The following is a 15,128-nucleotide window of genomic DNA, read 5'->3' as shown; positions in this document are numbered from 1 at the left end:
CTCTGCGATCTCTGCGTCTCTGCGCGAGATATTTCCCGAATCAACTCAAGCTCAAGCCACCATCCACGATCAGCGTCTGCCCGGTCACAAAATCACCGCCGGTGATCAATCCTAGAATCGCGCCGGCGATGTCCTCCGGCGTCGCTATCCGCCGCAGCGGATAGCCTGCCGAGGCTTTGGCGATAACATTTTGATAGTCAGCGCCGAAGTGCTGGCTCATCCATGGCGTGTCGGTGAACGCCGGCGCGACGCAGTTGACGCGGACCTTCGGTCCCATCGCCACCGCAAGCCCGCGGGTCATGTAAATCATCCCCGCCTTGGCAGTGCCGTAGGCCAGAGACGAGATGGTCGAAGTGGCCAGCACGCCGGAAATCGACGAGACGTTGACGATCATGCCGCCGCTGGCTTCCAGTAATTTCTGTGCCGCGCGGGCGCAGCGAAAGGCGCCTTTCACGTTGACGTCTAAGATTTCATCCCAGATCGCGTCCGTGAGCCCTTCGAGATCGGTGAGCTTGACCCAGTGGGTGATGCCGGCGTTGTTGACGACGATATCGAGCCGCCCGAAATGGGCGCCGATCTTGTCGATCATGGCGCGCACTTCGGCGTCGCTCTGCACGCTGGCTTGGACGGCGAACGCTTTCACGCCACCCCTTTCGATCTCCGCCGCCAGCTCTTCGGCCTCCTTGGCGGACTTGCGATAGTTGATCGCGACGCCGCCAATGCCCGCCTTGGCCAGCCGCCGCACCACCGCGCCGCCGATACCGCCGGCGCCGCCCGTGACCAATGCGACTCTACCGCCTAATTCCATGTTCGCTTCGCTCTCACTTCGCTATTCCAGATTCCAAATTCCAGATTCCAAATTAGTCGGATCGATCCGGGATAATCTGGAATTTGGAAATTCGCTTACCGTCCGCGTCGTAGCTCCTGCGTTCGCCTATCGTCGATAAACCAGTCGCGCGGCAACTTTACCAACTCCCCAGGCTCGCCGCGGTAAGCGACCGCCACACCGTAATTTCTCTCCGCCTCTTCCGGCGTGACGTAGCCATCGATCACGTCCCAAAGAACCTTCTCCGGGTCACGCTTGAGGGGATCGCCGTAGCCGCCGCCGCCGGGCAAGTTAACGTGAACCACATCACTCGCTCCCAAATCTTTCAGCGCTTTGGCGTGGAGCTTCTTGCCGTCGATCGCAACTTCGCCAAGCGCGCCTGCTTGCCCGCCTTGCAAACCTGGCGCAGCATAAGTCGTGCGATCGGCGATGGAACTGACGCTCCAGCGCGCATCGCCGCGTCGCGCGAATTCGGTTAGCTGGCCCAAGCCGCCGCGCCACATCCCCGGTCCACCGGAGTCGGCACGCAGCTCACGCCGTTTCAAAACCACCGGCGAGAGACTCTCGATAACTTCGGCGGGAACACCAGCGACGCCGCTGGGGAATCCCACCGCATTCAAACCGTCTTTCGCCGGCCGCGCGCCGGTGCCGCCGACCTGGAAGACAGTTAAAGTAAAACTTGGATTTTGCCCGCGCCAGACACTGAGCCAAATCGGATCGGCGCCCGGAGCCATGAGCTTGTCGGGCAACGATCCCGACAGCGCGGCGAAGATCGCGCTGGGAATGAAGTGGCCGATCACCTGCCGGCTCGCCACCGGCGCCGGATCGAGAGCGTTTAAAATACTTCCCTCTGGTGCGCTGACATGCACCGGACGGAAGCTGCCCTCGTTGTGCGGTACGTCGGGGCAGATGGCCGCTTTGATGGCGAAGCTCGCGTAGGCATGCGTGTAGTTCAAGACAACGTTAATGCCGCGCGTGCTCTGCGGCGATGAGCCGGTAAAGTCGATGAAAATCTCTTCGCCGGCAACGCGCACGGCGCAGCGCACCAGAATCGGCTCTTCGAAGCCATCGCTCCAGGTTTCGCTCGACCACTCGCCGTTCGGTAATTTGGCGATCTCGGCGCGCACGGCCGTTTCCGAGCGGCGGATAATTTCCTCGGCGACGCCATCGATGGAGTCCAAACCAAATTCATCCATCATTTCCAACAGCGCCCGCCCGCCGGCATCATTGCTCGCCGTCTGGGCGTAAAAATCGCCAATCACTTCGTCGGGCTGGCGCACGTTGGTGCGCACGATCTGCATGAGAATTTGGTTGGGCTGGCCGCGGTCGAAGAGCTTCATGATCGGAATCCGCAGCCCCTCTTCGAAGACCTCGCGCGCCTCGGCGGAAAGAATGCGGCCGCCGATATCGGCGCTGTGACAGGTGTTGGCCGTCAGCGCGACGAGCTTGCCCTTGCGAAAAATCGGCGTGGTTATCGTGATGTCATTAATCTGCCCCGCGGTCTGCCACGGATCATTGGTGACCAGCACGTCGCCAGGGGCGAGCTTGTCAGGCGGGAAGGCGGCGAGAAAATGTTTCATCGAAGTCGCCATGGCGTTGATGTGGCCCGGCGTGCCGCTGATCGACTGCGCGATCATCCGTCCTTTTGTATCGAACATGCCGCAGGCCAAGTCCTGACTCTCGCGGACAATCGTACTGAAAGCTGTGCGAATCAGCGCGTCCTGCTGCTCGTTGGCAACGGACAACAGCCGGTTCCAAATCACTTCGAGGGTCACCGGATCGATCACTTCACTTTTCATGGTTAAACTCCACGAAAATGTTTAACTTTTCATCGACCCGTGCATGGCCGCGGGCGCCCATGATAAGAGTCGACTCGCGCTCCTCAACGATGGCCGGGCCATTGAACTCTGCTCCCGGCGGCAAAGCATAGCGATCATAAACCGCCGTCTCGATGTAGCCGCCGCGCTCTGGAAAATAGGCGCGGCGCGAGCCCTTGCGTGCGTCGGCCTTCCGAGAATTCTCTCGCGCTAGTCTAAGATTCATTTCCGGCCGCGGCCCGCTCGCCACAACGCGCCAGTTGATCACTTCCAGCGGCACGTCCGGCCCCTTGCGGCCATACAAGCCGCGATAGACATCTTCGAAGACAGATTGAATCGGCGCCAAACTCTCTGGGCCAAGCGCTCCACCTGGGAGCGGCACCGACACTTCGTGCCCCTGGCCAATGTAGCGCATATCGGCCGTGCGTGAATAGCTAATCTCGCGCGCCGACAAGCCGGAGCTCTCCAGCACCTTGCGCCCTTCTTCGCTCATCTCGTCGAGCAACCGATTCGCCAGTGCCCAGTCGAGCTGATCCATCCGGCTATAGGCGCTGCGAACGAAATCAAACGCCAATGGCGCCGCAAGTAAACCAAAGGTTGAACCAACACCGGCGCCAAACGGCGAGATCAAAGCTGGTAGGCGAAGGATCTCCGCAACCCGATAACCATGCACCGGCCCGGCGCCGCCGAAGGCGTACATCGGCATGCGGCGCGGATCTTTGCCGCGCTCGCCCAGATGGGCGCGGGCGGCGTTGGCCATATTTTCGTTGACGATCTGATGGATGCCCCAGGCCACCTGCTCGGCATTCATGTGAACGCGCTCGCCGACGCGGGCGAGCGCAGCGCGCGCGCTGTCCAAGTCGAGTTGCATCTTGCCGCCAAGAAAAAATTTCGCATCGAGATAGCCGAGCACCAAGTCCGCGTCGGTCACCGTCGGCTCGGTGCCGCCTCGCCGATAGCAGACCGGCCCCGGGTCGGCACCGGAGCTGTCCGGGCCCACTTTGAGCAAGCCCAGGGAATCGACCCGCGCAATGCTGCCGCCGCCGGCGCCGATCTCGATCATGTCGATGACCGGAATCCGCACCGGCAAGCCGCTGCCCTTGCGAAAGCGATAGACCCGGTCGACTTCGAACTCGTGGGTCTTGAGCGGCTGGCCATCTTCGATGACGCAAAGCTTGGCCGTGGTGCCGCCCATATCGAACGACAGGAGATCGCCATGGCCGGACGCCAAGCCCGCCTGCGCCGCCGCTATAGCGCCTGCCGCCGGGCCGGATTCGAGCAAGCGCACAGGGAAGCGCGACGATGTATCGCGCGTGGCGATGCCGCCGCTGGAAAGCATCACGAAGAAACTGCCGTTGAAGCCGAGGGTATCGAGGCGCTGCTGCAGCTGCGCCAGATAGTCCGACACGCGCTCCTGGACATACACATTAGCCAACGTCGTGCTGGTGCGCTGAAATTCGCGAATCTCGGCGACGACTTCGGAGCTGAGCGACACGCGAACCTTCGGCGCCACCTCGGCGATGATTTCTGCCGTGCGTTTTTCGTGGGCAGGATTGCGAAAGCTATTCAGATAACAAACGCCGATCGCCTTGATGCCCTTGTCGTGCAGCTCGGCGACGAGCTTGCGGACAAAAGCTTCATCCAACGGTTCGAGCACACTGCCGTCCGCCGCGACTCGTTCCGGCACATCGAAGCGCAGATGGCGCGGCACGAGAGGCTTAGGCAGGTCGAGATTTAAATCGTAAAGCTCGTAGCGATGCTCGCGGCCAATCTCCACAGCGTCGCGGAATCCGGCGGTGGTGAGCAACGCCGTCGGCGCGCCCTTGCGTTCGATCAGCGCATTGGTGACTAAAGTGGTCCCGTGAATCAGCGTGCCGCGCTCCGACTTTTTGACCCTGCCGTCATCGAGCACCGGCTTGAGCGCGTTCTCAACCGCCAGGCTGGGATCGCCCGGCGTCGTCAGCGTCTTGCCGATGACAGCCGTGCCGTCGTCACCGATCAAAAGCATGTCGGTGAAGGTGCCGCCGATATCGATGCCTACGCGATACATAGGAATGGGCGTTTGGAGTCTAGGGTTTAGCGTCTAGCGTTGAAAACTCGCTGCTCGGGAAACGCCAAACGCTAGACACTAGACGCTAGACGCTAGACGTTTATTGCGCGAACAAATCCAACAATCGCTGCGTCTGATGCGCCGCGGCGGGTCGCAAGAGCGGCACCTGCACTCCCGCATCGCGGTATTGCTGCACGCGCTTTTTGACTTCGTCGGGCGTGCCGCTGGCGGTCATGCCCTCGACGTAGGAATCTGGGATCGCTTTGATCAAGCCTTCCATGCCGCCCTGGGCGTGGGCCTTCTCGAAAAGGGGGATGTCTTCTTTGTGAATATACGGCTCGCCAACGCGCATTTTCGGCGCGGCGATGAACGATATCTGGACCGGGTCGAGCTTGGTCGCCACTTCCCAGCGCACCTCGTCCAATGCCTTCTTGTGATCGTCTTCAATGGAGCAATTGATAATCTGCGCGACGAAGAACTTGGAAAAGTCGCGCCCGGCCGCTTGCGCCGATTCTTTGATGATCTTGAGCGCGTTGACGGTGTATTCCGGCGAACAAACCGCATTAAGAATAACTCCGTCGCCGATCGCTCCGGCCAGTTTCAATCCAACCGTCGCGGTCGCCGGCACGTAGAATGGAATATGCGTGCGAATCGGCTTCCAGCCCAAACCGACGTTGTCAAAGTTGACGAACTTGCCGCGATAGGAAACCTTCTCGCCGCTAAACAGCAAGCGCATCGACTCGACATATTCGCGCAATACTTCCGTCGGTGTGGCGCCGACGTCCTGCGGCAGGGCGTGCACGCGCGCGTGGCTTTTGGTGCAAGCCCCCGGCGCAGCAGTGATGCGCCCGCCGCTCAACTCGTCCAACGTGGCCAAAGACTGCGCCATCACCACCGGACCGCGCAGCCGCACGATTTGGGTCGTCCCCATGATCATCTTCTTGGTTGCCAAGCTGATGCCCGCCAGCGAGCTGACCGAGTCGCGCATCAGCTCGATGGTCTCGGAGAAAAACGCCATCTCGAAGCCGCGCTCCTCGGCTTGATGCATGATGTTGGACATTTCCGCCACGTTGGTGAATTTACCGTAGCCTAAAGCGTAGCCGACTCTTGCCATGAAACTTGCTCCTTCCGAAACTCGGGGTTCAAAATTCCAGTTCCTCGTTCAAACTTTGAGCTGCAACCCCGCAGCTTTGAAACGCCAATATATGGGTTTTCCTAGCCAAAGGCCAATGCCGAGTCAACGCTACAGCCAGAGTCGTAGTTCATTGACACGCCTCAACCCTCTCAGTATGGTGGCGACACTTTGCGGAGGGAAATACGCTCATGCAAGTCACATCAATTGCGATCGGGCTCTTATTCGGTACCCTTGCCCTATTTCCGCCTGTTGCTGAAGCGCAAGAAAGATTCTTCGAAGGCAAGACCATTCGCATCATCGTCGGGTTTTCCCCGGGCGGGGGCTTTGATGCCCACTCGCGCGCGATCGCGCGGCACATGGGAAAACATCTGCCGGGTAAGCCGACCGTGACCGTTGAGAACATGCCCGGCGCCGGTAGCCTCATCACGGCCAATCACATCTACAATCAGGCCAAGCCGGACGGCCTGACCGTCGGCAATTGGATCGGCGGATTGATCATTCAACAGTATCTAAACGCCAAGGGGGTTTCCTTCGATGCGCAAAAGTTCGAATGGGTTGGCTCGCCCGTGCGCATCAATAATATTTGCGCGTTCACCAAAAAAAGCGGCATCACTAGCTTGGACAAGTGGCAGCAATCGAAAGCGCTGGTGAAGATCGGCGCGGAAGCGGCCGGTTCCACCACCGCCGATATTCCTCGACTGTTGATGAAGTTCACGAACCTTCCGCTGCAGCTCATCGAAGGCTACAAGGGCGTGGCAGATGTGCGTCTGGCCGCCGAGGCCGGTGAAGTCGCCGGTTTTTGTTCGAGTTGGGAGGGAACCAAAGCCTCCTGGCGCAACGTCTTGGATGCCGGAGAAGGCATGGTGGTTTTGCAGGCCGTGGCCAAGGCGCACCCCGAGCATCTGAAGATTCCACGGGCCGTCGACCTAATAAAATCCAACGAAGGTCGCGATCTGTTCAACCTCGTCGTGCATAACGTCGGTGGTACCATCAACCGCCTCTATTCGCTGCCGCCGGGCACGCCAAAGGATCGCGTGCGCCTGCTGCAGAACGCCTTTCAGGAAACCATGAAAGATCCGGAGTTTCTCGCTGAAGCGAAAAAGGGCCGCTTGGACATCGATCCGATTACCGGCGACGAAATCGGTAAGATCGTCGCCGGCGTCAAGAATATCTCGCCGGCGACGTTTGAGCGACTAAGGAACATTATCTTGCCATGATGCTGCTTGTGCATGAAAGGTAGACCGAGACGTGAGCACCTCTTTAGAGCAGAAATCGATTCGCTTTCAGCTCAATGGCCAGTGGCGCGACACCACCGTCCAGCCGCAGCGACTACTCGCCGATTTTCTCCGCGACGAACTAAATCTCAAAGGCACCCGGGTCAGTTGCGACGTGCAGGTCTGCGGCGCTTGCACTGTACTTGTCGATGGCAATCCCGTGAGCGCGTGCACGACGCCGGCCTTTGAAATCGACGGCAAGTCGCTTTTAACCATCGAGGGTCTCGCCGATGGCGACAAGCTTCATCCGATCCAGCAAGCCTTCTGGCAGGAGGGCGGCTTCGAGTGCGGCTACTGCACGCCGGGGATGATTTTGTCGACCTATGCGCTCCTGGCGAAAACTCCTAATCCCACCGACGAGGAAATCAAACACCACCTCGCCAGCAACATCTGTCGCTGCACCGGCTACGTCTCAATCATCGCCGCGGTCAAGCGCGCCGCGGATTTGTTGCGCACAAAAGCAACTCAGCCATTGGATCGGGAGCGGCTCCGTCTCGACGGCGCCGAGAAAGTTCGCGGCGCGCCGATCTACACCGCCGATTTGCAGCGACCAGGCATGCTCTACGCCAAGATTCTCCGCAGCCCCCTGCCCCACGCGGTCATCAGACGCATCGACGCAAAAGCCGCTGAGCAGCTACCCGGTGTGGTCGCCGTGCTGACGCGCGACGATCTAAAAGATATCAATCCCTACTTTGGCCCGCTGGTGAAGGACCAGGCCATTCTCGCGATGCAGAAAGTTCGCTACGAGGGCGATCCCGTGGCAGCGGTGGCGGCGGAGAGCGTCGAGATCGCTGAAGCCGCGCTCAAACTGATTCAAGTGGACTACGATGAGCTGCCCGCGCTCTTGAGCCTGGACGAATCCGTCGCTGCCGATGCGCCCCAGATTCACGACTACACCAGCGAACACGGCGAGAAATTTCCCGGCTATCCGAGTGTCGACGAAGAAGCCAAGCGGCATCGCAACACAAGCTTTCACTTCGGTTGGCAAAAGGGCGACGTTGCCAAAGGCTTTGCGGAGTCGGTCCGCGTTTTCGAGCACAGTTTTTATTTTTCCAAAGTCGCGCACTACTCCCTAGAACCGCATCTAGCTCTAGCCGAATGGAACGGCGACTTCGTCACCGTCTGGAGCTCGACCCAGCACCCGTTTCTCGCCCAGCAAGAAATCGCCGAAATGCTCGACATGCCGCGCGACAAAGTGCGCGTCATCGTGCCCTGGGTCGGCGGCGCCTACGGCAACAAGAATCACACCAAGTTCGAACCATTGATCACGATGTTGGCGCGCAAAGCGCAGCGGCCGGTGTTTTTAGCACTGACTGCCGAAGATACGTTTCGCACCGTCAGTAAGCCAGCCATGCGCGTGCGCATCAAGACCGGCGTCAGCAAGGACGGTTTAATCATCGCGCGAGAATCGGTGGCCCATGTCGACAGCGGTGCCTACTCCGACGCGGGCCCGCGCGTCTGCCAGAAAGCCGCCTTCCGTGTGCACGGGCCCTACGTCATTCCTAATATCAAATCCGACGGCTACGCAGTTTATACCAACACCGTTCCCGCCGGCGCTTTCCGCGGCATGGGCACACCGCAAGTGGTCTGGGCCTACGAATCGCAGATGGACATGATCGCCCACGAGATGGGTTGGGACGCGGTGGAATTTAGCATGAAGAATCTCATGACCGTAGGCCACGACTTCTGCCCCGGCGACACGCCGGTGGACTGCGACATGAAGGAAGGACTGCGGCGCGTCGCCAAAGAGATCGGCTGGGGTGAGAAACTCGAACCAGACTGCGGCATCGGCGTCAGCTGCGCGCTCAAGGACGGCGGCGGCAACTACAAAGTCTCCGAGGCGCGCGTCGAAGTGAATACCGACGGCAAAGTGACGCTGTTCGAGGGCACGGTGGAGATCGGTCAGGGTGCTAACACAGCGCTGCGAAAAATAGCCGCTCAAGAATTGGGGCTCACCGCGAACGAAGTTGCGCTTGCGCCGCTCGACACGGCGCACACACCGCTGGACTTCGGAACCTATGCGAGCAGCGGCACTACGGTTATGGGCCTGGCCGTGCAGCGCGCGGCCCAGTCGGTGAAAGCGCAGTTGATCGAAGGCGCCACGCAAATGACCGCTCGTTCCGATGCCGACTATTCGTTGCGCGATGGTTTTGTCCGCTTCGGCGAAACTGCGCTGAGCACGGCAGACGTGGTCCGCCACCTAAAGGGCGCCAACGGCGTCGTCGCCGGCCACGGCCGCTACGAAAGCACCAAAGACCCGAATATTCTCATGGGCGCCAAGGCGCCCTTCTGGGAGGTGAGTTGGGGCGCGGCGAAAATCAAAGTCGACCGCGACACCGGCCAAATCAAGATTGTAAAATTCGTCACCATCGCCGACGCCGGCAAAGCGATCAACCCGCAGCAGTGCCACACCCAGGAAGTCGGCGCGCTGGTGCAGGGCATTGGCCAGGCGTTTTTTGAGAAGACCGAGTACGAGAACGGCGTCATGGTCAATCCAGGCTTGATCAACTATCGTGTGCCCAACGTAAAAGATTTGCCTGAAGAGCTGGTCACGATTCTCTTCGAAAACGGCAACGGCCCCGGTCCCTACGGCGCCAAGGGCATGGGCGAAAGCGGCCTCCTCACCGTGCCGTCGGCCATCGGCAACGCCCTGTTCAACGCCGTCGGCGTGCGGCTGACCGAGCTGCCGCTGACGCCGGAAAAGGTCTGGCGCGCCCTCGCCGCGAAAGACAAATGATTAAAGTCGATCCCAACAAGTGCGACGGCTGCGGCATCTGCGTTTACGACTGCGGCGCCGACGTCTTTCGCTTCAACGAAAAGAAAGACAAAGTCTTTCCCTATGGCAACAAGTATTGCGTCAACTGTTTCCTGTGCGAGCTGGTCTGCCCGGAGGACGCCATTGAAGTTGTTTTGGCGCCGAGGAAATCGGATTTTCACCACGAAGGCACAAAGGATACGAAGGCAAGAGGAAGATAGTTTCGAAAAACTTTCCTCTTCCGAACTTCGTGCCCTTCGTGTCTTGGTGGTGAATATTTCCCAATCCGAACTTTGCGTCCCCTGCGCCTCTACGCGAGATAATTCCGAGTCACAACGCTATAAGTAGAACCATGACCGTCGTCAAACAAACCCATGAATGCGACGTCCTGATCGTCGGCGGCGGGCTTGCCGCCTGCATGGCGGCGCTGGAGGCGTCCAAGCGCGGTATGGACGTCATCCTCGTTGACAAAGGCCGCCTTGGCCGCAGCGGCTCCAGCCCGACCTCCGGCGGCGTGCCTCAGGCGGCCTTCGGTCATGCCGACCCGCGCGACAACAAAGACGTTCATTTCAGAGATACCGTCATTGGCGGCGACTACATCCCGCACCAGAAGATCGTCCGCGCCGTGGTCGACGAAATCACCGAGCGCATCATCGAGCTGGAAGAAATTGGCCTCCACTTTAAGAAAGCCGTCGACGGCAAGCACTTCTATCAGGAGAAACGGCTCGGCAGCTCCTTCGCGCGCAGCGTGCCGCCCATCGGCGGCAGCGTCGGCATGATGGGCACGCTGCGCAAGGAAGTCTTGAACCGCGAAGTCCAGGTCCAGCAGTGGACGATGATCACTAAGCTCTTCACGGCCAACGATCGCGTCACGGGTGCCCTTGGTCTCAACGTCCAGACGGGTGAGTTTCGCCTCTACAAAGCCAAGGCGATCATTCTCGCCGCCGGCAGCGCCGTGGGTTTGCAGAAATTTACCAGCGCCAACTTTCACACCACCGGTGACGCCTATGTCGCCGCGTTCAATATCGGCGCGGAGTTGGCCAACATGGAGTTTCTCGAGTTTACCCTGATTCCCGCGCCGAACGGCATCACCGTGCCGATGGCCGGCCTCTCGCCCTTCACCAGCAAAGGCGGCCGTTTTTTGAACGCCGCCGGGGAAAGATTCTTGGAAAAATACGATCCGCAAAGATTGGAAGGCACGACGCGGGCGATCTTGGTCCAGGCCACCTACAAGGAAATGCTCGCCGGCAAGGGGCCCATCTGCATCGACCCATCGTTTATCCCTGACGAAAAGTGGGACGACGAGATTCAGTTCGAATACGCGCCGAAGCTTTCCGCCGCCGGCATCGATTGCCGGCGCGACCGCTTTGCCTGGGTGCCGGCGCTGCACACCTTTTTGGGAGGTTTGTTCGTCAACGAGAAGTGCGAGACGACCATCCCCGGTCTATTCGCCGCTGGCGAATCGGCCACCGGCATCCACGGCTCGAACCGCTTGTCCGGCAATGCGATCGCGAGCTGCATGGTGCTCGGCGCCCGCGCCGGAAAATACGCCGCGCATTTCGCCAACGCGAATGCCCTAGCATCGTTCGACGAAGGCGCCCTACACGATGAAATCAAGCGAGTGGAATCGTTTCGCGGCGAAGGCGGACTGAATCCCTACGAGATCGAGCGCGAGATCAAAGACCTCGCCTGGTCCACTGCGGGCGTTGTGCGCAACGAAACAGGATTGAACACCGGCGTCGCGGGATTTGACGCGATCCGTAAAGAAAAAATCTCAGAACTAAAAGGCACCGACCAACGCAGTTGGATCAAAGCCTTAGAATGCGCCAACCTCGCCTGGGTTGGTGCAATGGTCACCCGCAGCGCCCTCGCGCGCAGGGAATCGCGCGGCCAACACTACCGCGACGACTTCCCTGCTCTCGATAAAGCCTTACCGAAGTGGATCAAACTCCAAAAAGCCGGCGAAAACATCACCTGCCGAACTGAACCTATCCCGTTTGCAGAGGGCGACGTAATACCCACAATTGATAATGCATAATGGACAATTGATAACGCCCAACCCCCTCTCCGAAAATTATCCATTATCCATTGCCCATTATTATCTCACCTTCATATTCCAGCCAAAAATCCGCTCGCTCGGCAGCGGCCGATACTCGACGTTTTTCGCCATGCCGAAGAGCAGCTGATGGCGCCAGAGAAAGTGCGCCGGCGCTTCTTCGGTGATCACGCTCATCGCTTCGGCCAAGAGCTTCTTGCGCTTGGCGGGCTCGAAGGTTTGCCGCTCCTGTTTTAGCAGCTCATCGACCTTGGGATTGGAAAAGCCGATGCGCGGCGACGCACCCGTCTCAAAGTATTGCGCCAGCGCAGCGCTTGGGTCGACGACACCGCCGCGGCCCATATAGTAGAAAGGCACTTTGCCGACCTGCACGTTGGCCCACAGCGTCGCCCAATCCGGTGTCAGCAGCTTGGCGCGGAAGCCGGCCGCGTTAAGCATGGGAACCATCGCTTCAGTGATTTGCTTATCCAGCGTATAGCGCCCCACCGGCGTTTGCAGCTCGACGTCGACGCCATTGGGATAACCGGCCTGCTTTAACAGCTCGCGTGCCTTCTCGGGATTGTAGGTGTACCTAGGTTGCAGGTTGGGATCGTAGCCATACTGTCCCTCGCCCAGCGGTCCATCGAGCCGCGCCGCTTCGCCGCGCAACAGCGTCTTGATGATGGTATCGCGGTCGATCGCATGGGCTACTGCCTGGCGCACCAGTTTGTTATCCCAGGGTTTTACTTTCGGCTGCATCGCCAGGAACATAATTTCCGCGGTGTGAAAATTGACAATCCTATGATTGGCACTGCGCTCAACGCGCTCACGCAAATGCGGCGGCACAAACTGCGCGATCTGAATCTCGTTATTCAACAGCGCAGTCACCCGCTGCTCCGGCTCCCGCATCAAGCGGAACACAATCTCATCGGGTGCCTGGGGATACTGTTTCCACATGGGATGGGATCGATCTTTGCCGATGACCAAACGCTGGCCGGGGATCAGTTCGCGAAACTTGTACGGGCCCGCGCCGAAGGGCTGCTTGTCAGCCTGCTCGGGTCCCAGCTTATCGTAGAGATCTTTGCTGGTAATGATGATGCGGTCGAAGAGATAATCCAGCAGCGGCGCGGTCGGAATCTTGGTGGTAACTTGGACCGTGTAATCGTTGAGCGCCTTTTCGCTCGCCACCGCCGAGATATTCTGCGTTTGCTTACTCTGCGGGTCCTTGCGCGTCCGCCCCATCGAATGCACGACATCATGCGCCGTCACCGGTGTGCCGTTGTGAAACTTGAGCCCCTTGCGCACATGAAACAGCCAGTTATTGGGATCTTTCACTTCCCATTTTTCCAACACCAGCCCGACATGCTGCGCTTTGTCGAAATCATAAGTCCCGAGGCAGCCCAACACCTGGCACCACACGCTGTACATGAGTGACACGCTATCGGCGTAGGGATTGAAGGTGTCCATCGTCTCCGTCACGCCGATGGAGATGCGAGTCTCTGCGGCCTGGGCGGCGCGCGGCGGCAACCCGGGAGCGACTGACAGGGAAAAAGCCAAAACAATCAGACGTAGCGACCCACCGATTTTCATATTGTCTCCGTTTCTACTTTACTTTTATGTTCCAGCCATAAATCCGCTCATTGGGCAGCGGCCGGTACTCGACGTTCTTGGCCATGCCAAAAAACAACTGATGGCGCCAAAGAAAATGCGCCGGGGCATCTTCCGTGATCAAGCTCATCGCTTGTGCCAGAATCTTTTTGCGTTTCGCCGGATCGAAAGTTTGTCGCTCCTGCTGCAGTAGTTCGTCTACTTTGGGATTGGAATAACCGATGCGCGGCGATGCGCCGGTTTCGAAATACTGCGCCAGCGCGAGGCTAGGATCGAGCACGCTACCGCGGCCCATGTAGTAGAACGGTACCTTGCCGACTTGGACGTTAGCCCATAGCGTCGCCCAGTCCGGTGTCAGCAGCTTGGCGCGAAAGCCCGCCGCGTTGAGCATCGGAATCATCGCTTCAGTCAGTTGTTTGTCGAGAGTGTACCGCCCCACCGGGGTTTGCAGCTCCACGTCGACACCATTCGGATAACCGGCCTGCTTTAGAAGTTCTTTAGCTTTCTCCGGATTGTAAGTGTATTTCGGCTGCAAATTGGGATCGTAGCCATACTGCCCCTCGCCCAAAGGACCATCGAGCCTCGACGCCTCGCCACGCAGCAAAGTTTTGATAATCGTGTCGCGATCGATCGCGTAGGCCACCGCTTGGCGCACCAGCTTATTATCCCACGGCTTAACTTTATTCATCATGGCCAAAAACATGAGCTCGTTAGCGAGAAGTTTTACGATCCTATGGTTGGGGCTATTCTCCACCCGCTCGCGCATATGGGGCGGCACGAATTGGGCGATTTGGATTTCGTTGCTGAGTAGCGCCGTCACCCGCTGCTCCGGCTCGCGCATGATGCGAAAAACAATTTCATCGGGCGCCTGCGGATACTGCTTCCACATCGGGTGCGTTTTGTCTTTGCCGATCACCAAACGTTGGCCGGGAATCAATTCGCGGAACTTGTAGGGTCCTGCACCTATGGGATACTGCCGGTCGGCCACCTCCGGACCATACTTGTCGTACAGATCCTTGCTGGTGATGATCAGCAGGTCGAAGAGATAGTCGAGCAGCGGCGCCGTGGGAATTTTCGTCGTCAATTGAACGGTGTAATCGTCCAAGGCTTTTTCGCTCGCCACGGCGGCAACAATAATCGTCTGCTTGCTCAGCGGATCCTTGCGTGCACGCCCTATGGAGTGAACGATATCATGCGCCGTCACGCGCGTGCCGTTGTGAAATTTCACTCCTTTGCGCACGTGGAAGATCCAGTTGTTGGGATCCTTGACTTCCCAGCGCTCCGCGATTGTTCCAACATACTGACCCTTGTCAAAATCATAGGTTCCGAGACAGCCCAACACCTGACACCAGACGCCGTACATCAACGCCACGCTGTCGCCGTAGGGATTAAACGTTTCCATGGTCTCGGTAACGCCGACCGAGACGCGAGTTTCAGCGGCGCGGCTCGCTGTCGAGCACAGCCCTGCCGTAACCGTAAGCGCAAGCGCAAAGGCAAACAATCCAAAACTATGCTGCTTCATACCTGCTCCTATGCTACCATAGGGAAATCGACAGCTTTGTCAGCCTGAGCCGATGGGCGAAGGACCTCGTCTTCCGACATCAACGCGGTAAGATGGACCCCCCCGC

General features: G+C 59.0%; 10 protein-coding genes. 4 read left to right on the top strand and 6 right to left on the bottom strand.

The features are described from left to right. Nucleotides 1-40: 40 nt before the first annotated feature. From FJ145_11290 to FJ145_11275, 4 genes are all read right to left on the bottom strand, one after another. Nucleotides 41-808 carry an SDR family oxidoreductase gene (locus tag FJ145_11290; protein ID MBM4261998.1) on the bottom strand — a complete coding sequence of 256 codons (768 nt, stop codon included), beginning with the start codon at nt 806-808 and terminating at the stop codon, nt 41-43. Between the two features lie 95 nt (nt 809-903). After that, nucleotides 904-2,625, bottom strand: a complete 1,722-nt coding sequence (locus tag FJ145_11285) for a hydantoinase B/oxoprolinase family protein (protein ID MBM4261997.1) — start codon at nt 2,623-2,625, stop codon at nt 904-906. Further along, on the bottom strand, nt 2,615-4,693 hold the full coding sequence (locus tag FJ145_11280) for a hydantoinase/oxoprolinase family protein (protein MBM4261996.1): 2,079 nt from the start codon (nt 4,691-4,693) through the stop codon (nt 2,615-2,617). The genes FJ145_11285 and FJ145_11280 overlap by 11 nt, the downstream gene beginning before the upstream one ends. Before the next feature lie 100 nt (nt 4,694-4,793). Further along, nucleotides 4,794-5,807, bottom strand: coding sequence for an LLM class flavin-dependent oxidoreductase (locus tag FJ145_11275; GenBank protein ID MBM4261995.1), 1,014 nt, complete (start codon nt 5,805-5,807; stop codon nt 4,794-4,796). Between the two features lie 209 nt (nt 5,808-6,016). Here FJ145_11275 and FJ145_11270 point away from each other — a divergent pair, with 209 nt between their 5' ends. From FJ145_11270 to FJ145_11255, 4 genes are all read left to right on the top strand, one after another. Continuing rightward, on the top strand, nt 6,017-7,045 hold the full coding sequence (locus FJ145_11270; GenBank protein ID MBM4261994.1) for a hypothetical protein: 1,029 nt from the start codon (nt 6,017-6,019) through the stop codon (nt 7,043-7,045). Between the two features lie 31 nt (nt 7,046-7,076). Further along, nucleotides 7,077-9,839 (top strand): 2Fe-2S iron-sulfur cluster binding domain-containing protein, encoded by a 2,763-nt coding sequence (locus FJ145_11265; GenBank protein ID MBM4261993.1) that lies wholly within the window; start codon nt 7,077-7,079, stop codon nt 9,837-9,839. Continuing rightward, nucleotides 9,836-10,078, top strand: coding sequence for a 4Fe-4S dicluster domain-containing protein (locus FJ145_11260; GenBank protein ID MBM4261992.1), 243 nt, complete (start codon nt 9,836-9,838; stop codon nt 10,076-10,078). Before FJ145_11265 ends, FJ145_11260 begins: the two co-directional genes overlap by 4 nt. A 131-nt stretch (nt 10,079-10,209) precedes the next feature. After that, on the top strand, nt 10,210-11,895 hold the full coding sequence (locus FJ145_11255) for an FAD-dependent oxidoreductase (protein ID MBM4261991.1): 1,686 nt from the start codon (nt 10,210-10,212) through the stop codon (nt 11,893-11,895). Nucleotides 11,896-11,955: 60 nt separating this feature from the next. Here FJ145_11255 and FJ145_11250 read toward each other — a convergent pair whose 3' ends face one another. Both FJ145_11250 and FJ145_11245 read right to left on the bottom strand, forming a co-directional pair. Continuing rightward, nucleotides 11,956-13,482 carry a peptide ABC transporter substrate-binding protein gene (locus FJ145_11250; GenBank protein MBM4261990.1) on the bottom strand — a complete coding sequence of 509 codons (1,527 nt, stop codon included), beginning with the start codon at nt 13,480-13,482 and terminating at the stop codon, nt 11,956-11,958. A gap of 13 nt (nt 13,483-13,495) precedes the next feature. Then, on the bottom strand, nt 13,496-15,022 hold the full coding sequence (locus FJ145_11245; GenBank protein ID MBM4261989.1) for a peptide ABC transporter substrate-binding protein: 1,527 nt from the start codon (nt 15,020-15,022) through the stop codon (nt 13,496-13,498). Nucleotides 15,023-15,128 lie beyond the last annotated feature (106 nt).

It is taken from the genome of Deltaproteobacteria bacterium (assembly GCA_016874755.1).
Lineage (GTDB): Bacteria > Desulfobacterota > Binatia > UBA9968 > UBA9968 > DP-20.
This window is presented reverse-complemented; position numbering and strand designations above follow the sequence as displayed.

Bases quoted from the DNA above. Each gene is read 5' to 3' on its own strand.
- FJ145_11280 (MBM4261996.1), bottom strand. From the start codon at position 4,693: ATGTATCGCGTAGGCATCGATATCGGCGGCACCTTCACCGACATGCTT.
- FJ145_11245 (MBM4261989.1), bottom strand. From the start codon at position 15,022: ATGAAGCAGCATAGTTTTGGATTGTTTGCCTTTGCGCTTGCGCTTACG.
- FJ145_11275 (MBM4261995.1), bottom strand. From the start codon at position 5,807: ATGGCAAGAGTCGGCTACGCTTTAGGCTACGGTAAATTCACCAACGTG.
- FJ145_11285 (MBM4261997.1), bottom strand. From the start codon at position 2,625: ATGAAAAGTGAAGTGATCGATCCGGTGACCCTCGAAGTGATTTGGAAC.
- FJ145_11255 (MBM4261991.1), top strand. From the start codon at position 10,210: ATGACCGTCGTCAAACAAACCCATGAATGCGACGTCCTGATCGTCGGC.
- FJ145_11260 (MBM4261992.1), top strand. From the start codon at position 9,836: ATGATTAAAGTCGATCCCAACAAGTGCGACGGCTGCGGCATCTGCGTT.
- FJ145_11250 (MBM4261990.1), bottom strand. From the start codon at position 13,482: ATGAAAATCGGTGGGTCGCTACGTCTGATTGTTTTGGCTTTTTCCCTG.
- FJ145_11270 (MBM4261994.1), top strand. From the start codon at position 6,017: ATGCAAGTCACATCAATTGCGATCGGGCTCTTATTCGGTACCCTTGCC.
- FJ145_11290 (MBM4261998.1), bottom strand. From the start codon at position 808: ATGGAATTAGGCGGTAGAGTCGCATTGGTCACGGGCGGCGCCGGCGGT.